22 protein-coding genes, 2 tRNA genes and 1 other RNA gene are annotated in these 17,965 nt (G+C 72.7%); 10 read left to right on the forward strand and 15 right to left on the reverse strand.

What is annotated here, in order from left to right; genetic code table 11:
• Positions 1–9: 9 nt before the first annotated feature.
• Positions 10–414, reverse strand: coding sequence for a MarR family winged helix-turn-helix transcriptional regulator (locus tag OG764_RS19255; protein ID WP_443055983.1), 405 nt, complete (start codon positions 412–414; stop codon positions 10–12).
• Positions 415–566: 152 nt separating this feature from the next.
• Between OG764_RS19255 and OG764_RS19260 the strand changes: the two genes are divergently transcribed.
• Positions 567–767 carry a hypothetical protein gene (locus tag OG764_RS19260; protein WP_328969663.1) on the forward strand — a complete coding sequence of 67 codons (201 nt, stop codon included), beginning with the start codon at positions 567–569 and terminating at the stop codon, positions 765–767.
• 31 nt (positions 768–798) lie between these two features.
• Here OG764_RS19260 and OG764_RS19265 read toward each other — a convergent pair whose 3' ends face one another.
• From OG764_RS19265 to OG764_RS19305, 9 genes are all read right to left on the reverse strand, one after another.
• A complete protein-coding gene (locus tag OG764_RS19265) occupies positions 799–1,779 on the reverse strand; it encodes a hypothetical protein (protein ID WP_328969664.1) in 981 nt (326 codons plus the stop codon).
• 66 nt (positions 1,780–1,845) lie between these two features.
• Complete coding sequence (locus OG764_RS19270) at positions 1,846–2,685, reverse strand: RNA polymerase sigma factor SigF (protein ID WP_328969665.1); 840 nt, start codon at positions 2,683–2,685, stop codon at positions 1,846–1,848.
• A gap of 221 nt (positions 2,686–2,906) precedes the next feature.
• Complete coding sequence (locus tag OG764_RS19275; RefSeq protein WP_443055984.1) at positions 2,907–3,752, reverse strand: RNA polymerase sigma factor SigF; 846 nt, start codon at positions 3,750–3,752, stop codon at positions 2,907–2,909.
• A gap of 197 nt (positions 3,753–3,949) precedes the next feature.
• On the reverse strand, positions 3,950–4,111 hold the full coding sequence (locus OG764_RS19280) for a hypothetical protein (protein WP_328969666.1): 162 nt from the start codon (positions 4,109–4,111) through the stop codon (positions 3,950–3,952).
• A gap of 390 nt (positions 4,112–4,501) precedes the next feature.
• Positions 4,502–4,783 carry a hypothetical protein gene (locus OG764_RS19285; protein ID WP_328969667.1) on the reverse strand — a complete coding sequence of 94 codons (282 nt, stop codon included), beginning with the start codon at positions 4,781–4,783 and terminating at the stop codon, positions 4,502–4,504.
• 86 nt (positions 4,784–4,869) lie between these two features.
• A tRNA-Ser gene (locus OG764_RS19290) sits at positions 4,870–4,956 on the reverse strand.
• A gap of 135 nt (positions 4,957–5,091) precedes the next feature.
• Positions 5,092–5,571, reverse strand: coding sequence for a nucleoside deaminase (locus OG764_RS19295; RefSeq protein WP_328973073.1), 480 nt, complete (start codon positions 5,569–5,571; stop codon positions 5,092–5,094).
• Between the two features lie 56 nt (positions 5,572–5,627).
• Positions 5,628–6,188: a tRNA adenosine deaminase-associated protein gene (locus tag OG764_RS19300; RefSeq protein WP_328973074.1), complete on the reverse strand. Its 561-nt coding sequence runs from the start codon at positions 6,186–6,188 to the stop codon at positions 5,628–5,630.
• A gap of 209 nt (positions 6,189–6,397) precedes the next feature.
• Positions 6,398–6,601: a hypothetical protein gene (locus OG764_RS19305; protein WP_328969668.1), complete on the reverse strand. Its 204-nt coding sequence runs from the start codon at positions 6,599–6,601 to the stop codon at positions 6,398–6,400.
• Between the two features lie 141 nt (positions 6,602–6,742).
• Between OG764_RS19305 and upp the strand changes: the two genes are divergently transcribed.
• Positions 6,743–7,378, forward strand: a complete 636-nt coding sequence (gene upp / locus OG764_RS19310) for a uracil phosphoribosyltransferase (protein ID WP_328969669.1) — start codon at positions 6,743–6,745, stop codon at positions 7,376–7,378.
• A gap of 19 nt (positions 7,379–7,397) precedes the next feature.
• Here the strand turns inward: upp and OG764_RS19315 are convergent, their stop codons facing one another.
• Both OG764_RS19315 and OG764_RS19320 read right to left on the reverse strand, forming a co-directional pair.
• Positions 7,398–8,036, reverse strand: coding sequence for a LytR C-terminal domain-containing protein (locus OG764_RS19315; RefSeq protein WP_328969670.1), 639 nt, complete (start codon positions 8,034–8,036; stop codon positions 7,398–7,400).
• Positions 8,037–8,138: 102 nt separating this feature from the next.
• Positions 8,139–8,435 (reverse strand): type II toxin-antitoxin system VapB family antitoxin, encoded by a 297-nt coding sequence (locus OG764_RS19320; protein WP_226738062.1) that lies wholly within the window; start codon positions 8,433–8,435, stop codon positions 8,139–8,141.
• 88 nt (positions 8,436–8,523) lie between these two features.
• On the opposite strand from OG764_RS19320, the gene OG764_RS19325 reads away from it, so the two are divergent.
• Positions 8,524–10,140, forward strand: a complete 1,617-nt coding sequence (locus tag OG764_RS19325; RefSeq protein WP_328969671.1) for a helicase HerA-like domain-containing protein — start codon at positions 8,524–8,526, stop codon at positions 10,138–10,140.
• Between the two features lie 133 nt (positions 10,141–10,273).
• Complete coding sequence (locus OG764_RS19330; protein WP_328969672.1) at positions 10,274–10,780, forward strand: cupin domain-containing protein; 507 nt, start codon at positions 10,274–10,276, stop codon at positions 10,778–10,780.
• Here OG764_RS19330 and opcA read toward each other — a convergent pair.
• Both opcA and OG764_RS19340 read right to left on the reverse strand, forming a co-directional pair.
• Positions 10,732–11,661 (reverse strand): glucose-6-phosphate dehydrogenase assembly protein OpcA, encoded by a 930-nt coding sequence (gene opcA / locus OG764_RS19335; protein WP_328969673.1) that lies wholly within the window; start codon positions 11,659–11,661, stop codon positions 10,732–10,734. The genes OG764_RS19330 and opcA overlap by 49 nt on opposite strands.
• A gap of 118 nt (positions 11,662–11,779) precedes the next feature.
• Complete coding sequence (locus OG764_RS19340; RefSeq protein ID WP_328969674.1) at positions 11,780–12,385, reverse strand: HhH-GPD-type base excision DNA repair protein; 606 nt, start codon at positions 12,383–12,385, stop codon at positions 11,780–11,782.
• A 99-nt stretch (positions 12,386–12,484) separates the two neighbouring features.
• On the opposite strand from OG764_RS19340, the gene OG764_RS19345 reads away from it, so the two are divergent.
• The 4 genes from OG764_RS19345 to OG764_RS19360 all read left to right on the forward strand — a co-directional run bounded on the left by OG764_RS19345 (position 12,485) and on the right by OG764_RS19360 (position 15,177).
• Complete coding sequence (locus tag OG764_RS19345) at positions 12,485–13,285, forward strand: VOC family protein (protein ID WP_328969675.1); 801 nt, start codon at positions 12,485–12,487, stop codon at positions 13,283–13,285.
• A gap of 139 nt (positions 13,286–13,424) precedes the next feature.
• On the forward strand, positions 13,425–13,940 hold the full coding sequence (locus OG764_RS19350) for a hypothetical protein (protein WP_328969676.1): 516 nt from the start codon (positions 13,425–13,427) through the stop codon (positions 13,938–13,940).
• Positions 13,934–14,209, forward strand: coding sequence for a helix-turn-helix transcriptional regulator (locus OG764_RS19355; protein ID WP_443055985.1), 276 nt, complete (start codon positions 13,934–13,936; stop codon positions 14,207–14,209). The genes OG764_RS19350 and OG764_RS19355 overlap by 7 nt, the downstream gene beginning before the upstream one ends.
• Positions 14,206–15,177, forward strand: coding sequence for an NAD(P)-dependent alcohol dehydrogenase (locus OG764_RS19360; RefSeq protein ID WP_328969677.1), 972 nt, complete (start codon positions 14,206–14,208; stop codon positions 15,175–15,177). Before OG764_RS19355 ends, OG764_RS19360 begins: the two co-directional genes overlap by 4 nt.
• A 95-nt stretch (positions 15,178–15,272) precedes the next feature.
• Here the strand turns inward: OG764_RS19360 and OG764_RS19365 are convergent.
• Positions 15,273–15,360 (reverse strand) — tRNA-Ser (locus tag OG764_RS19365).
• 129 nt (positions 15,361–15,489) lie between these two features.
• Here OG764_RS19365 and ffs point away from each other — a divergent pair.
• Together ffs and OG764_RS19375 are read left to right on the forward strand one after the other, a co-directional pair.
• An RNA gene (ffs, locus tag OG764_RS19370) (signal recognition particle sRNA small type) lies at positions 15,490–15,588 on the forward strand.
• Positions 15,589–15,632: 44 nt separating this feature from the next.
• Positions 15,633–17,957, forward strand: coding sequence for a DNA polymerase III subunit gamma and tau (locus OG764_RS19375; RefSeq protein WP_328969678.1), 2,325 nt, complete (start codon positions 15,633–15,635; stop codon positions 17,955–17,957).
• The last annotated feature ends 8 nt before the right edge of the window (positions 17,958–17,965 follow it).

Below are 17,965 nucleotides of genomic sequence, written 5' to 3' on the forward strand. Positions count from 1 at the left end.
TTCCTTCGGTCAGAAGCTCGATCGGAGTCGGGCCAGCAGGGTGTTCAGTACGTGGACGTCCTCGGCGGGCCAGCCCGCCAGCGCCCGTTCCAGCGCGGCCGAGTAGCCCGCGCCGAGGGCGGCCAGCAGCTCGCGGCCGGCCGGGGTGAGCCGCAGGATCCGGCAGCGCCCGTCGCCGGGGTCGGCCGCCCGCTCGATCCAGCCGCGCTCGACGACGTGGGCGACGTGCCGGCTGGTCACCGAGAGGTCGACGCCCAGCAGCGTGGACAGGGGGCTCAGCCGCATCTCGCCGTGCCGTCCCAGCAGGGCCAGCACGGCGGCCGGGCCGGCCGGACAGTCGGCCGGCAGGGTCCGGGCCAGCTCTCGCTTGACCACGCCCACCCCGGCGAGCTGCCGGGCCAGTTCCTCGTACACGCGGCGCCTCCCCATCTTGTTGCTTAGAGCAACCATATGAGTGGATGGTTGCTACAGGCAAACGAATCTGGCCGAGTCGCGGTAAAGGAAGGGGAAAGGATGACCGGGTGCAGGCTTGGGCGCGGCGCCGGGGGTTCGCTAGGGTCCCGTGCATGGCACACAACACCCCGGGCCCCGAGGGCAACTACGACCCCGCGGGCAGCACTCAGATGTTCCGCGCCTTCGTCGACGAGGGCGAGCCGCACCGCCCCGTGGCGGCGGCAGCCCAGTCCGGCCCGCGCGTGGGCCTCATCCTGACCGTCCTGGCGATCGCCGCCGTGCTGGCGGGCGTGGCCTGGCTCGCCCTGTCCTGACGGCCCCCGCCGCGGGTTTCCTCCCGCGGGGTCACTTCCAGTCGGCGGTGACCTCGCGGGTCTCGATGTGCATGCCGAGCGGCACCCGCCAGGCCTCGACGCACACCGAGTAGGTCTTCTTCTTCCGCGCCTGCGCGCCGATCGGCGCGGGCAGCGGCTGTGACGAGGTGATCGTCGCCCAGTCCACGCCGAGGGCGCCGATGATGTGGGTCGCGAAGCCCACCGTCCCCGAGCGCACCGCGGTTCCGCCGGTGTTGCGGAAGACGACCGTCACGTTCTCGCACCACCGGTGGTCCGCGGGGGACCGCTCCGGCGTGCCGAGGGTGAGCCGCGCCGGGTCGGGCCGCGGGGTGGGCGTACTGCCGCCGCCACTCGTCCCGCCGGCACCACTGCTCCCGCCGCTCCCACTGCTCCCGCCGCTCCCGCCGGTGCTTCCCGAGCCGCCGGTGCTCGCCGAGCCGCCCGTACTCGCCGAGCCGCCCGAGCCGCCGGAGCCCCCCGTGCTCGCGGAGCCGCCCGCCCCGCCCGCGGCCGCGGACCCGCCCGCCGTCGATCCCGTGGTGCTGCCGCCGGAGGATCCCGTACCGCCCGTGGTGGACCCGGTGGTGCCCGTACTGCCGCCGCTGCCGCCGCCCGTGCCCGTACTCCCGGCCGCCCCGCCGGACCCGGCGCCTCCGCCGGCCCCGCCCGTACTCCCGCCGCCCGGGCCGCCCGTGCCGCCGCCGGCGGAGCCGCTCGAACCGTCCACGCCGGTTGCCGCGCCGTGGCCGTCGGGGGCTGAGGGGGCCGTGGTGGCGGAGGCCGTGCCGCCGCCCGTGGGTGCGCCCGGCAGGGGCTGGAGCTCGGTCCGGCCGTGCGGGCGGGCGAGGTCGCCGGCGGCCCGCTCGGGGCCGGGGCCGGCCGCGCCCACGGCCGCGTAGCCCGCGGAGCCGGAGCTCCCGCAGGCGGTCAGAGCGGCGGCCGCACCGAGGGACAGTGCGGCCGCGGCGGCGTACAGGGATCCCCTTCGCATCCCGCCAGTTTTACTGACGGTCCGTCAATTGTGAAGCCTGCGACGGCGGAAGGGGATTCGCGTGGGTCAGTCCCCGATCAGGCCCTGGCGGAGCTGGGCCAGCGTGCGGGTCAGCAGCCGCGAGACGTGCATCTGCGAGATGCCGACCTCCTCGCCGATCTGCGACTGGGTCATGTTGGCGAAGAAGCGCAGCATGATGATCTGCCGTTCCCGGGGCGGGAGTTTGGCCAGCAGCGGCTTCAACGACTCGCGGTACTCGACGCCTTCGAGCGCGGTGTCCTCGTACCCGAGCCGGTCCGCGAGCGAGCCCTCGCCGCCCTCGTCCTCCGGGGACGGCGAGTCGAGCGAGGAGGCCGTGTACGCGTTGCCGACCGCGAGGCCGTCGACGACCTCCTCCTCCGACACCCCGAGCACGACGGCGAGTTCGGTGACCGTCGGCGAGCGGTCCAGCTTCTGCGCCAGCTCGTCGCTCGCCTTGGTGAGCGCGAGGCGCAGCTCCTGGAGCCGCCGCGGCACGCGCACCGACCAGGAGGTGTCCCGGAAGAAGCGCTTGATCTCGCCGACCACGGTCGGCATCGCGAAGGTCGGGAACTCCACGCCGCGTTCGCAGTCGAACCGGTCGATCGCCTTGATCAGGCCGATCGTGCCGACCTGGACGATGTCCTCCATCGGCTCGTTGCGGCTGCGGAAGCGGGCCGCCGCGTACCGCACGAGCGGGAGGTTCAGCTCGATCAGGGTGTCGCGTACGTACGCCCGTTCGGGGCTGTCGGCCTCAAGGGCGGCGAGCCTCAGGAACAGCGCGCGGGAGAGGGTGCGGGTGTCGATGGCTTCCGAGCGGTCGAGCACTGCCGGCGCTTCGCTCTTGACGAGCGTGAGCACCTTGGAGCTGCCCTGTTCTGCGGACATGCCACCCCCTTGTGGTCGCGGACGGTCGCGTTGGGCGCGCCCGTCGGAGGAACGCAGCCTCCACCTGAATACCGGAGGCGGGGCTGCGGCAAACGCGGTTCCAGCAGAATGTCACATGTCGGCAACACGCTGTAGCGTCAAGTCGACATATCTCCGCAGCGACAGGGCGGAATAGGCCGGATCTGTCGGGAAACGGGCGGAGCGATCTCCACCCGTTTCAGCTACGCCTCGATACGGTTTGCGGATCGGAGCCGAGCGAAGCTCCGGGCGAGCAGTCGGGAGACGTGCATCTGCGAGACCCCGAGCTCCGCGCTGATCTGGGACTGCGTCAGGTTGTTGTAGTAGCGCAGCAGGAGGATCCGCTGTTCGCGCTCGGGCAGTTGTACGAGCAGGTGGCGCACCAGGTCGCGGTGCTCCACCCCGGCCAGCTCCGGGTCCTCGTATCCCAGCCGGTCGAGCAGCCCGGGCAGCCCGTCGCCCTCCTGGGCCGCCTCCAGCGAGGTGGCGTGGTACGAGCGGCCGGCCTCGATGCAGGACAGCACCTCGTCCTCCGAGATCCGCAGCCGCTCGGCGATCTCCGGGGTCGTGGGGGTCCTTCCGTGGGCCGTGGTGAGGTCCTCGGTGGCCGCGTTGACCTGGACCCACAGCTCGTGCAGCCGGCGCGGTACGTGGACCGTGCGGACGTTGTCGCGGAAGTACCGCTTGATCTCGCCGACCACGGTCGGCATCGCGAAGGTCGGGAACTGCACCCCGCGGTCCGGGTCGAACCGGTCGATGGCGTTGATCAGCCCGATCGTGCCGACCTGGACCACGTCCTCCATCGGCTCGTTGCGGCTGCGGAAGCGGGCCGCCGCGTACCGGACGAGCGGGAGGTTCGCCTCGATCAGGGCGCTGCGCACCCGCCGGTGCTCTCCGGTGCCCGGCTCCAGGTCCTTCAGCTGGCCGAAGAGCACCTGGGTCAGGGCACGGGTGTCCGCCCCCCTGGTGCTCTGCGGGCGGGCCGGGAGGCTCGCGGCGGGAGGCTCCTCCTGCTGGGGCGGCACCTGAGGCGTTGCACTGGCCGGCACGGTCACGCCACCCCTTCATGTCGGTCAACCCATCCGTCAAAAGCGGTCATAGCATCACAAGACATGTGCACTGTGTGCAAGCACCGTATATCGCCGTGTTGAGGGCAAGTTGGACAGGAAGGGGGCCGGGAACACGGAAGGCCCCCCACCCGTCGGATGGGAGGCCGGAGGACCGGGAACCGCTTCGGCGTACGGGGTTAGCGCACCAGTTCGGTCATGAACTCACCAATGCCCTGGGCGGCGTCCGAGATGCCCTGGAAACCTATCTGGACGAAATCGGCGGATTTGGCCGGCTCGGTGATGATCGTGTAGAGCACGAACACGATGAGGGCGCCCGAGACGAATTTCTTGGTGTCCATGATCGGTTTACGGCCTCCCCTGCCGGTCCACGCAAGTCGCGTGAGTCTATCCGGTCCGGAAGGCGCACTCACCAGGTCTTTATGGACCAATGACCCATCGGTCCGGGCCCTTTGCCGCTCCTTTCGGGTGGGGGGAGGGCGCAGGATTGTTCTCGAGCCCACCGGTTCTGGCAGGAAATCGGAGGGCGAGGGACAGGACCTCACTGCGGGGTCCGAGCCGCAGGCTTCCCCCCTGACTGCGGCTCGGGCTGGCAGGTCCCGTCCTCTTCGGGGGAAGCGGCTTGTCCCCCCGATGCCGCTTCCCCCGTCCCGAACGGATGAAGGCCCCGACCCCCGGTCGGGGCCTTCTGCGTGCGGAGGCGGAGGGGGCGCGGCGGCCCGGCCGGGTGCCTACTCGACCGCGCTGGCCAGGCCCAGGACCGGGGCGGCGGGGGCGAGCACCGGGTCCAACTGGTCCGGCAGGGCCATCAGCTGGTTGAGCTGGTTGAGCTCGTTGAGCCCCTGGAGCTGCTTCATGGTGTCGGCGCCCGCCGGCATGTCCGGGGCGGCGGCCGGGACGAGTTCCGCCACCGGCAGCGGGGTGGTGGTGGCCGCGGAGGCGGCGGGGGCGGCGAGGCCCGCTGCCGCACCGGCGAGGGCGACGGCCGCGAGGATGCGCTGGGTCTTGGTCATGCCGTGACAACGGCCCAGCCCCCGGGCGGTCACGGCGGGCATGCACGAGAGCCCCGGTTCGTACGAACCGGGGCTCCCGTCAAGAGCGGTAGCGGTGGGATTTGAACCCACGGAGGAGTTGCCCCCTCACACGCTTTCGAGGCGTGCTCCTTAGGCCGCTCGGACACGCTACCGAGAGAGAGCTTAGCCCACGGGAGCCCGTGCACCGAAATCCGCCCGCGCCGAGCCCCCGACGTGCCCCCGCCAGGCCCCCTCGGAGCCCGCCCGAAGCAGCCCCGGGGCCCGCCCCCGACCCGCGCCGAGCCCGTTCAGAGGGTCCGGAAGAAGTCGGTGAGCTGCGCGGCGCACTCCTCGCCGAGCACCCCCGGGATCACTTCGGGCCGGTGGTTGAGCCGCCGGTCCCGTACGAGGTCCCAGAGGGATCCCGCGGCGCCCGCCTTCTCGTCCACCGCCCCGTACACGACCCGGGCGACCCGGGACTGTACGAGTGCGCCCGCGCACATCACGCACGGCTCCAAGGTCACCACGAGGGTGCACCCGGTCAGCCGCCACTCGCCGGCCCGCCGCCCGCCGCCGTCCGGGCCGGGGGCGGCGCGCGCCGCCTCGTTGAGCCTGGCGGCGGCCCGGCGGATCGCCAGCACTTCGGCGTGGGCCGTCGGATCGCCGGTCAGCTCGCGTTCGTTGTGCCCGGTGGCGAGTACGGTGCCGTCCTCGGCGAGCAGGACGGCACCGACCGGCACGTCACCGGTCAGCGCCGCCTGCGCGGCCTCGTCAAGCGCCCGGCGCATGGCCGGCCGCCAGGGGTCGCGCACCGGATCGGATGCGCGTTCGTGCGGGGTGTTCACTAGCGGACGGTCTCCAGGACCTCGGAGGCGCCCAGCGCGTCGGCGATCTCGCCGAGCGCGTCGGAGCTCAGTGCCAGCAGGTCCCGCTGGGACATGCCGAGGTCGGCGAGGATCTGCAGATCCCCGATCGGTCCGGTGGGCACGGCCTCGGCGGCCGTGTCCGCGTCCTCGTGGAGTTCGTCTTCGTAGCCCTCTTCCCCGGTGGGCGGCTCGGATTCGCCGTCCTCCGTGCCGTCGAGGTCGACGAGTTCTTCCAACTCGTCGTCCTCGGCGCCGGGGTCGCGGCCGAGGAGTTCGTCGGTCAGCAGGATCTCCCCGTAGGAACTGCGGGCCGCGGCGGAGGCGTCCGACAGAAAGATGCGGGGGTCCTCCTCACCGTCGACCCGGACGATGCCGAACCAGACGTCCTCCTGCTCGATGAAGACGAGGACCGTGTCCTCGTCGGGCGAGGCATCACGGGCCAGTTCGGTCAGATCGGACAGCGTCTCGACGTCGTCGAGATCCGTGTCGCTCGCTTCCCACCCGTCTTCGGTGCGCGCGAGCAGTGCGGCGAAGTACACCGTGACTCTCCCACTGGTCATAGGCGTGCCGGTTGGGGGTCCCCCCGGCCGGAGGTTGGGGGAGGTGGAACGGCCTGCATGCCCGTTCGTGACCCGCCCCATCGGCATCGTGGCAGAAACGAGGGCTTTGCGAGAGGTCTTCCGCGCTTGCGTCGTGCCGTGCCGTGCGCGCCGGGCCGATTCACGGGTCTCTTTCCGGCCGTCCGGGATCACCAGCGGAACGTGCGCATCCGCATCTGCTGGCGCATCCGGGCCGCGCGGGCCCGCCGCGGCTGCACCCGCTCGCGCAGCTCCCGCGCCTCGTTGAGATCGCGCAGGAACTGGGCGCGTCGCTGCCGGCGCTGCGCCGCGGTTTCCGGCTCCTCCCGCGCGGGTCCCGCTTCCGGTCCGTTCCCCGGTCGCCCGTCGGGCATCGGCGTCACCACCCAGGCTGGTTACGTCGTCCCGCGCCACGTCGCGGCGCAGGCCCCCGCCACCCACCTTCCCCCGGACGTGCCGGTTGATGCCAGTGCCGAGGGCGATCCGGGCGGGGTTCCCCGGTTACTGTTGAGTCCATGCGGATCCATGTCGTCGACCACCCGCTGGTGGCGCACAAACTGACCACCCTGCGCGACAAGCGCACCGACTCCCCGACCTTCCGTCGGCTCGCGGACGAGCTGGTGACCCTGCTCGCGTACGAGGCGACCCGGGACGTGCGCACCGAGCGGGCCGACATCGAGACCCCGGTCGGCCCGACGACCGGCGTGAAGCTGTCGTACCCGCGTCCGCTCGTGGTGCCGATCCTGCGGGCCGGCCTGGGCATGCTCGACGGCATGGTCCGGCTGCTGCCGACCGCCGAGGTGGGCTTCCTGGGCATGGTGCGCAACGAGGAGACCCTGGAGGCCTCCACGTACGCGACCCGGATGCCCGAGGACCTCTCCGGCCGCCAGGTCTACGTCGTGGACCCGATGCTGGCGACCGGCGGCACCCTCGTGGCGGCGATCCAGGAGCTGATCAAGCGCGGCGCGGACGACGTGACCGCCGTGGTGCTGCTGGCCGCGCCGGAGGGCGTCGAGGTCATGGAGCGCGAGCTCGCGGGCACGCCGGTGACCGTCGTGACGGCCGCCGTCGACGAGCGCCTCAACGAGAACGGCTACATCGTCCCGGGCCTCGGCGACGCCGGCGACCGGATGTACGGCTCCGCCGAGTAGGGGCGGGTTTCTCCGCCGCTCAGCACTTCGAGGAGGGCGCGGGAGCGGGCTTGGCCAGCGCGGCCATGGCCCGGTCCGCGTCCTCCTTCGTGTTGAGCTGCTTGAACGCCGTGCCGAGGATCAGGTCGACGTCCGCGCCCTCGCGCGCGTCGGTCTGCCGGCCGGCGCCGGCGAGCTGGGTGCCGAGCACGGCGAACAGCGCCTGGTCGGTCCGGGGGGAGCCGAGCAGTATGCCGGTGCCGGGCACCTTCTTGTCGAAGCCGGCCGGGGCATTGCCGACCTTGCCGACGCGGAAGCCGCGTTTCCTGAGTTCGTCGCCCACGGATTTCGCCAGCCCGCTGCGCGGAGTCGCGTTGTAGACGTTGACCGTGATCTGGCCCGGCCGGGGCAGGGCTTTTACGGGAACGGCGGACGCGGCGGGTTTTCCCTTGGCGCCCTGGACGCAGTTCGCTTTGTGTCCCGCGGCCGTGTGCTTATCGGTATCGCCCCGGAACACGTCGATGAGCTGCAGCGTCCCGTAACCGAGCAGACCGAGTGCGAGGACCGAGCCGAGTACCGCGAGCACGATCCGACGGCGACGGGGGCGGCGCATGCGGGGATAGGCGGTCCCGGTGACGCGGTACTTTCCGCCCATGCCGGGGGGAGTGAGCATGCTCATGGGGCGCAGCGTAGTGCGACCCGGTGACGATGCCTACTAAATGATCTATGAATAGCCGAGGGCCGACCCGAAAGGCGCAACCGGTCCGGTTCGGGGACGGGATCAGCCCAGTTCGAGGACGCGGGCGTGCAGCACCTGGCGCTGTTGCAGCGCGGCGCGCACGGCGCGGTGCAGGCCGTCCTCCAGGTAGAGGTCGCCCTGCCACTTCACGACGTGCGCGAAGAGGTCGCCGTAGAAGGTGGAGTCCTCGGCGAGCAGCGTCTCGAGGTCCAGCTGTCCCTTGGTGGTCACGAGCTGGTCGAGCCGGACCGGGCGCGGCGCGACGTCCGCCCACTGCCGGACGCTTTCCCGGCCGTGGTCGGGGTAGGGCCGCCCGTTTCCGATGCGCTTGAAGATCACACGGAAAGCCTACCGGGCCGGTGGCTGCGGGCGCAGCCTTGCTGCAGGGGTGCAAAGGTGAAAAACAGCGCCAATCCGGGAGCGAGAGATGAATGGAACCACCCCGTCAGCCGACCGCCCGGGCGAACAGATCGCCACGGCCAAGATCGCGGAGGGTTATGCCTTCACCGGCCCGGCGCTCGATCTGGGTGCGCTGCTGTGGGACGGGGTCTGCCTCCCGGACCTGCAGATCCGCATTCCGCTGGCGATGCTCAACCGGCACGGGCTGGTGGCGGGCGCGACCGGCACCGGCAAGACGAAGACCCTCCAGCTGATCGCCGAGCAGCTGTCGGAGCAGGGCGTTCCGGTCTTCCTCGCGGACATCAAGGGAGATGTGTCGGGGATCTCGGCGCCCGGCGCGTCGAACGACCGGATCGCGGAGCGGGCCCGGGACGTGGCGCAGCAGTGGACGCCGGCCGGCTTCCCCTGCGAGTTCTACTCGCTGGGCGGCATCGGCCCCGGTATTCCGGTGCGGGCGACCGTGACCGGCTTCGGCCCGGTGCTGATGTCGAAGGTGCTCCAGCTCAACCAGACGCAGGAGCAGTCGCTCGGGCTGGTCTTCCACTACGCCGACGCCAAGGGTCTGGAGCTGATCGACCTCAAGGACCTGCGGGCGGTGGTCGCCTTTCTCGTGTCCGACCGCGGAAAGGCGGAGCTGAAGGGAATCGGCGGGCTGTCCACGGTGACCGCGGGCGTGATCCTGCGCGCGCTCACCGCATTCGAGCAGCAGGGCGCCGGGGAATTCTTCGGGGAGCCGGAATTCGACACCTCCGAATTCCTGCGGACCGGGCCGGGCGGGCGGGGTCTGGTGTCCATACTCGAACTCCCCGCGGTGCAGGACAAGCCGCAGCTGTTCTCGACGTTCCTGATGTGGCTGCTGGCGGACCTGTTCGACGACCTGCCCGAGGTCGGCGATCTGGAGCAGCCGAAGCTGGTCTTCTTCTTCGACGAGGCGCACCTGCTCTTCAACGGTGCGTCGAAGGCGTTCCTGGAATCCATCACGCAGACGGTCCGCCTGATCCGCTCGAAGGGCATCGGGATCTTCTTCGTGACGCAGACCCCGAAGGACGTGCCCGCGGACGTGCTGGCGCAGCTCGGCAACCGGGTGCAGCACGCGCTGCGCGCCTTCACCCCGGACGACGCGAAGGCCCTCAAGGCCACCGTGCGGACCTTTCCGCACTCGGACTACGACCTGGAGGAGCTGCTCACCCAGCTGGGCACCGGCGAGGCGGTGGTCACGGTGCTGAGCGAGAAGGGCGCGCCGACGCCGGTCGCGGCGACCCGGTTGCGGGCCCCGCGATCGCTGATGGGGCCGATCGAAGAGCCCGCGCTGGAGCAGGCGGTGAAGGCCTCGCCGCTGTACTTGCGGTACGCGCAGCCGGTGGACCGGGAGTCGGCGTACGAGAAGATCAGCGCCGAGCAGGCGGCGGCGGAACGGGCGGCCGAGGCGGCGGCCGCTGCGGCGGAGGCCGAGAAGCAGGCCGAGGCGGCGGAGCGGGCGGAGGCGAAGGCGACGCGGGCGGGGAAGGCGGCGCCCGAGGACCGGTCGCTGGCGGAGCAGGTGGTGGGCAGCGGGGTGTTCCGTTCGCTGGCGCGGTCCATCGGCACGCAGCTGGGGCGGGAGATCTCCCGGTCGATCTTCGGCACGGCGCGGCGGCGGCGCTGACGGGCGGGCGCCGGCCCGGCGGGCGGTCGTCGACGGGGTCCTCGCGAGGGCACGCCCTCCGCGCGATTGACCGGGGATTCCGAGGCGTGAATGACCCCTGTGCGAGGCCAGTGCCCCCGGTAAATTGATCTTCATGAGCGAGAAGAACAGCACGCAGACCGCCCCGCACCTGACCCGCGCCGCCACCGCGGAGGCCCTCTACGACGCCCCCGGCAGCCTGATCACCCTGCTCGCCGACTCGGACACCACCGGTGGGGCGCTGACCTGCAACACCGCTCACTTCGAGGAGGGCGCGGCCGGCGCCCCGGCGCACTTCCACACCCGCGCCACCGAGTTCTTCTTCGTCACCTCCGGCCGCCTGGAGGTGCTCCTCGGCGAGGAGATCCTGACCCTGGGCAAGGGCGACTTCCTGGCGGTGCCGCCGGGCACCCCGCACGCCTTCGCCCCGGCCCCCGGGACCGGCGCCGAGGTGTTCGTCGGCTTCACGCCCGGCATGGACCGCTTCGACTACTACCGGCTGCTCGGCCGGGTGAACGCGGGCGAGGCCACCTTCCAGGACATCCGGGACTCGTCAGAGCAGTACGACAACCACTACGTGGACAGCGTCGTCTGGCGCGAGCGCCGCAGCGCCGACGCGTAGGTCTCGTCGGCCGTCAGCCGGCGCAGCTCCTCCGCGATCAGTTCCGCGGTGGAGCGGATCTTCAGGGCGACCCGGCGGTCCGGCTGGCCCGGGACCCCGAGGGTGGCGAGCGCGCCGGACGGGCGGTCCACCGTGATCTCGCCCTGCGCGGTCTGCAGCCGCACCCGGGTGATGACCGGCCCGTCGGTGACCACCCGCTCCACGGGCACGGCGAGCCGTTCGGCCAGCCAGGAGGCGAGCAGCTCGGCGCTGGGGTTGTCCGCCTCGCTCTCGACGGCGGCGCCGGTCACGGCCGCCGGCTTCTGGTCGAGGGCGGCCGCGAGCAGCGAGCGCCAGGGGGTCAGCCGGGTCCACGCCAGGTCGGTGTCGCCGGGCGCGTACGAGTCGGCCCGCGCGGTCAGCTCCCGCAGCGGGTCCAGGGAGGCGTACGCGTCGGTGATCCGGCGCTGGGCCAGACTGCCGAGCTCGTCGCGCCCGAGGCCCGCGGGGGCGTCGGCGGGCCACCAGGCCACCACCGGCGCGTCGGGCAGCAGCAGCGGCAGGACCACCGGGCCGGCGTGCGAGGTCAGCTCGCCGTGCAGGCGCAGCAGGATGATCTCACCGGTGCCGGCGTCCGAGCCGACCCGCAGCTCGGCGTCGAGCCGGGTGGGCGTGAGCCGGCGGTGGGCTCGCCCGTGCCGCTTGATGACGGCGATGATCCGGCACGGGTGCTCGCGCGAGGCCTCGGACGCGGCCTTGACCGCGTCGTAGGCGTTCTCCTCGTCGGTGACCACGAGCAGGGTGAGGACCATGCCCATGGTGGGGCTGCCGATGGCGCGGCGGGCATCGAGCAGGGCCGCGTTGACCTTGCTGGACGTCGTGTCGGTGAGTTCGGTCTTCATAGTGATCGAGTCTCCCAAAACGGGCCGCCCGGGTGAACCGGCGGGAGGTCCCGGCTCCGGCCCGCTTCCGGTCCGGCTCAGGCACCGGCGGCCGGTCCGGACCGGGCCCCGCCCCGGCTCAGGCCCCGGCGGCCTTGGCGGCTTTCGCGGCCTGCTTCGCCGCCTGCTTGTACTCCCGTACCTTCGCCAGCGACTCGGGGCCGGTGATGTCGGCCGCCGAGCGATAGCAGCCGTCCTCGCCGTACGCCCCGGCGGCGGTCCGCCACCCGCGCGGCCGAACGCCGAACTGCTTCCCCAGCAGCGCCAGGAAGATCTGGGCCTTCTGCTGCCCGAAGCCCGGCAGGTCCTTCAGCCGTCCGAGCAGCTCCGTACCCGTAGCGGCGTCCGCCCACACGGCGGCCGCGTCGCCGCCGTAGTGCTCGACCAGGTACTGGCACAGCTGCTGGACGCGCTTGGCCATCGAGCCCGGGTAGCGGTGCACGGCCGGCTTCTCCGAGAGCAGCGCCGCGAAGGCCTCCGGGTCGTACGCGGCGATCACGTGCGCGTCCAGATCGTCCGCTCCCAGCCGGGTGGCGATGGTGTACGGGCCGGAGAACGCCCACTCCATGGGGACCTGCTGGTCGAGCAGCATGCCGACCAGGGCCGCCAGCGGGCTGCGGGCGAGCAGCGCGTCGGCGTCCGGCTGCTGTGCCAGCCGCATGGTGATGCCTGCCTTCTTGTCCATGACTCCATGTTCCGGACAAGGGCCGCTCCGCGCGCGGTCGGCGCACCGGGTGGCTAGCGTGTGCATCCGGGACAAAACGATCGAGACGGAGTCATGATCATGTCTGAATTCCCGGAAGGCGCCCCGTGCTGGGTGGACGCCATGTTCAGCGACGTGGAGGGCGCCAAGGCCTTCTACGGCGACGTACTGGGCTGGACCTTCGGTGAGAGCTCCAGCGAGTACGGCAACTACACGCAGGCCTACGCGGACGGCAAGGCGGTGGCCGCCGTCGTGCCCCCGATGCCGGGCGCGGAGGGCCAGTCCGCCTGGTGTCTGTACTTCGCCTCGCCCGATGCCCGGGCGACGGCGGAGAAGGTGAAGGCGGCGGGCGGCGAGGTGCTGATGGAGCCGATGGAGGTCGGCACGTTCGGCTCGATGATGCTCGGCAAGGAGCCGAGCGGCGCGGTGTTCGGGATCTGGCAGCCCGGTGACCACAAGGGCTTCGAGAAGATGGGCGAGCCGGGGTCCTTCGCCTGGGCCGAGCTGTTCACGCGGGACCCGGCGACGGCGGACGCGTTCCTCGCGTCGGTCTTCCCGTTCGGGGCGCAGAAGATGGACGACGAGGTGATGGACTACAAGGTCTTCCACGTCGGGGGCAAGGACAACATGGTCCTCGGCCGGATGGTCATGGACAAGGACTTCCCGGCCGAGGTGCCGCCGTACATCTGCGTGTACTTCGCCGTGGGCGACTGCGACGGCGCGGTGAAGCGTGCCACGGACCGCGGGGCGAAGCTCCAGTTCGGGCCGATGGACAGCCCCTTCGGGCGGTTCGCGGCGCTCACCGACCCGCAGGGCGCGAACTTCTCGGTCATCGACCTGTCGACGACCGTCGGCGACATGCCCGCGATGAAGGACGCGTAGCCGGGCGGCCCCGGCCGCCGGACCCTCCGCCCCCGCTGTCGTGTCAAAAATCCTTGACATGGCGCGGGGGCGGTCCTACGTTCACCGGTGTCAAGAATTCTTGACACCACTGCGGGACATCACGGGCCGGAGGCGCCGTATGGGCGTGGCACACGGAACAGGGAACACGGGCGGGGGCGCCGGTTCCGGGGGCGCCGCCGAGGGGGCCGACGGCCTGCTCGCCACCATGGGCATCGAGGAGAAGCGCGCCTGGATCATGGCGGTGGTCTCGGCCTGCGGCTACGCGGCCTACCTCGTCGCCGTACTGGGCACGGCCGGCGGCACCCCGCTCGCCGAGGCCCCGTACGAGGCCGCGCTGCTGTGGACGGTCGGCGCCGCCATCGCGGTCTCGATCGCGCTGAACATCGCGGCCGCGCTCGGCTCCCGCGGCGACGGCGGCCGCACCGACCAGCGGGACCGGGAGATCCACCGGTACGGCGAGCACATCGGCCAGTCCTTCGTCGTCACCGGCGGGATCGCGGCCCTGGTCATGGCGATGGCCGAGACGGCCCCCTTCTGGATCGCCAACACCCTCTACCTGGCCTTCGTCCTGTCGGCCCTCCTCGGCTCCACGGCGAAGATCGTCGCCTACCGGTGGGGCTTCCGGCCGTGGTGAGGCCGACCCGCGTCACGAACGCGATCAGGGCGCTGCGGGCCGCCGCCGGCGAGATGACCCAGGCGGAACTCGCGGACCGGGTCGGGGTGACCCGGCAGACCGTCATCGCCATCGAGAAGGGCCGCTACTCGCCCTCGCTGGAGCTGGCCTTCCAGATCGCCCGGGTGTTCCGGGTCCCGCTGGACGAGGTCTTCCACTACCCGGACGCCGCGACCGGCGGCGCCGGCGGCTCTTCAGGCACCACCGACACCACAGGGGCGGGCTCATGAAGGCGATCGTGCAGGACGTGTACGGGACCGCGGACGTGCTGGAACTGCGCGAGGTGCCGCGGCCGGCCGCGCGGCCCGGCGAGGTGCTCGTCCGGGTGCAGGCGGCCGCCGTCGACGCCGGAGTCTGGCACCTCATGACCGGACTGCCGTACCTGCTGCGGCTGATGGGCTTCGGGCTGCGCGCCCCCAAGGTGCCCGTCCGGGGCCGCGACGTCGCGGGCCGGGTCGAGGCGGTCGGTGCGGGCGTGACGCGGTTCCGGCCGGGCGACGAGGTGTTCGGCATCTGCGAGGGGTCCTTCGCCGAGTACGCGTGCGCCCCCGAGGACCGGTTCGTGACGCGGCCGGACACCCTCACCCCGGCCCAGGCCGCGGCCCTGCCCATCTCAGGCCTCACCGCCCTCCAGGCCCTGCGCGACGCCGGCCGGGTCCGCCGGGGGCAGCGGGTCCTGGTCATCGGCGCGGGCGGCGGCGTGGGCACGTACGCGGTGCAGCTGGCCAAGGACGCCGGCGCCCACGTCACCGGCGTGTGCAGCACGGCCAAGGCGGACCTGGTGCGCTCGCTCGGCGCCGACGAGGTCGTCGACTACACCCGCGAGGACGTCACCGACGGCACCCGCCGCTACGACCTCGTCCTCGACATCGCGGGCAACCGCCCGCTGTCCGCGCTGCGCCGGGCCCTGGTCCCGCGCGGCACGCTCGTGATCGTCGGCGGCGAGGGCGGCGGCCGCTGGCTGGGCGGCACGGACCGCACGCTCCGGGCCGTGCTGCTGTCCCCGTTCGTGCGCCACCGGCTGCGCGGCCTGGTCTCCTCGGAACGCGCGGACGACATCCGCCGACTCGCGGAACTGGCCGGCGAGGGCCGCCTCACCCCGGTCCTCGACCGTACGTACCCCCTGGCCCAGACACCCGAAGCCATCCGCCGGGCCCAGTCCGGCGCCGCCCACGGCAAGGTGGTCGTCACACCCTGAGCCCTGGAGCCCCGGAGATCACGCGCGGCAACTCCGGAACGCAGAAGACCCCGGCCGGTTTCCCGGTCGGGGTCTTCAAGTGCCCGGTGAGGCACTGGCGGAGGATACGAGATTCGAACTCGTGAGGGGTTGCCCCCAACACGCTTTCCAAGCGTGCGCCCTAGGCCACTAGGCGAATCCTCCGCGGCAAACAATACAAGACGTTGAGGGGTGCTCGCGAACGCGTTCCCCGCGGTGGCCTCGGGGGAGTCCCTCGGCGGTCCCGTGGCGGGGAGCGGGTCGATTCCGGGGGCCTTCATCCGCTACGCTGGGGCCAGCCCCTCACGTGGCGCTATCTCACCCAACTCCCCCAGGGCCGGAAGGCAGCAAGGGTAAGTGGGCTCTGGCGGGTGCGTGGGGGGCGCTTTGCGTTTGGTGGCCGTCCGTTGTCGGCGGGCCCGGATACGCTCGTAAGCGTGTCGTCCCTTGCGCTGTACCGCCGCTACCGCCCCGAGTCGTTCGCCGAGGTCATCGGACAGGAGCATGTCACTGCCCCGCTGATGCAGGCCCTGCGAAACAACCGGGTCAATCACGCGTACCTGTTCAGCGGCCCGCGCGGCTGCGGCAAGACCACCAGCGCGCGCATCCTCGCCCGCTGCCTGAACTGTGAGCAAGGTCCCACTCCCACGCCCTGCGGCGAGTGCCAGTCCTGCCGCGACCTGGCCAGGAACGGCCCCGGGTCCATCGACGTCATCGAGATCGACGCCGCGTCGCACGGTGGTGTGGACGACGCCCGCGACCTGCGCGAGAAGGCCTTCTTCGGGCCCGCCTCCAGCCGGTACAAGATCTACATCATCGACGAGGCGCACATGGTCACCTCGGCGGGCTTCAACGCCCTGCTGAAGGTGGTCGAGGAGCCGCCGGAGCACCTCAAGTTCATCTTCGCCACGACGGAGCCGGAGAAGGTCATCGGGACCATCCGGTCCCGCACGCACCACTACCCGTTCCGGCTGGTGCCGCCCGGCACGCTCCGCGATTACCTCGCCGACGTCTGCGGGCGCGAGCAGATGGGCGTCGAGGACGGCGTGCTGCCGCTGGTCGTGCGCGCGGGCGCCGGCTCCGTCCGTGACTCCATGTCCGTCATGGACCAGCTGCTCGCCGGCGCGGCCACCGACACCGTGACGTACGCCATGGCGACCTCGCTCCTCGGATACACCGACGGCTCGCTGCTGGACGCGGTGGTCGACGCCTTCGCCGCCGGCGACGGCGCGGCGGCCTTCGAGGTCGTGGACCGGGTGATCGAGGGGGGCAACGACCCGCGCCGCTTCGTCGCCGACCTGCTGGAGCGGCTGCGCGACCTGGTGATCCTCGCGGCCGTGCCGGACGCCGGTGCGAAGGGGCTCATCGACGCCCCCGTGGACGTGGTCGAGCGGATGCAGGCGCAGGCCGCGGTCTTCGGCGCGGCCGAACTCTCCCGCGCCGCGGACCTGGTGAACACCGGTCTGACGGAGATGCGCGGGGCCACCTCGCCGCGGCTCCAGCTGGAGCTGATCTGCGCTCGCGTGCTGCTGCCCGCGGCCTTCGACGACGAGCGGTCCGTGCAGGCCCGCCTCGACCGCCTGGAGCGCGGCGCGGCCGCCGCGGGTGCGGGGACGGCCGTCGGCGCCGGTGCCTTCGTGGCCGGCGGCGCGGCTCCGGCCATGGGGTACGTACCCGGGCCCGAGGCGCACGCCATGGCGCCGGCGCCCGCCGGGCCCGGTGCCGGTCCGGCCGCCGCACGTGCGGCGGTACGGGGCCCCGGCGCGCCCGCTCCGGCCGCCCAGCCCCCCGCCGCGCAGCCGCAGGCCGCGGCTCCGGCACCCGCCGCCGTGCCCGAACCGGCCGAGGCACCCGCACCCGCCGCCCCGGCGCCTGGCGCCTGGCCCGGCGCCGCCACCCCGGGCGCCCCGGCGGCCCGGCCGCAGGCCCAGCCCGCACCCGCCGCTCCGGCCCCCGGGGCCTGGCCGGGCGCCGCCCAGCCGGGATCCGGCGCCCCCGCCGCGGCACCGGCAGCGCCCGCGGCACCCGCCCCCGGCGCCTGGCCCGGCGCCGCCCAGCCCGGCGCCGGTGCCCCCGCGCCCGCCCCGGCCGCGACGCCCGCCCCCGCGGCCGCCGCCCCCGTGCCCGCCGCCGCCCCGTCGCCCGGGATGGCCCAGGGCGCCGGGCAGGTGCAGGCGATGTGGCCGGGGATCCTGGAGGCAGTCAAGAACCGCCGCCGCTTCACCTGGATCCTGCTCAGCCAGAACGCCCAGGTCACCGGCTTCGACGGGACGACCGTCCAGCTCGGCTTCCCCAACGCCGGGGCCCGCGACAACTTCGCGAGCAGCGGCAGCGAGGAAGTGCTCAAGGCGGTGCTCGCCGAGCAGTTCCACGTGAACTGGAAGATCGACGCCGTTGTCGGCGGCGGCGGCCCGGCCGCCCCCGCGGCCATGTCCTCGTACGGGGCCCCGGCCGCGCCCGCCTACAACCCGCCCCCGCCGGCCGCCCCCTCGGCCGGCGCCCCCGCGCAGCCCCCCGCCCACCAGCCCGGGCAGCAGCAGGGGCAGCACGGCCCGCAGGGCGGCCCCCAGCACGGGCAGCAGCCCGGCGGTCAGCACGTGCAGGCCCCGCCGCAGTCCGCCCCGCAGCCGCCTCCCGTCGCCCCCGAGGACGACATCGCGGAGGCCGACGACCCGGACCTCGTGGACAGCGCGCTGACCGGTCACGACCTGATCGTGCGCGAGCTCGGGGCCACCGTCGTGGAGGAATATACGAACGAGTAGGGGCAGGT

It is taken from the genome of Streptomyces sp. NBC_00239 (assembly GCF_036194065.1).
Classification (GTDB): Bacteria; Actinomycetota; Actinomycetes; order Streptomycetales; family Streptomycetaceae; genus Streptomyces.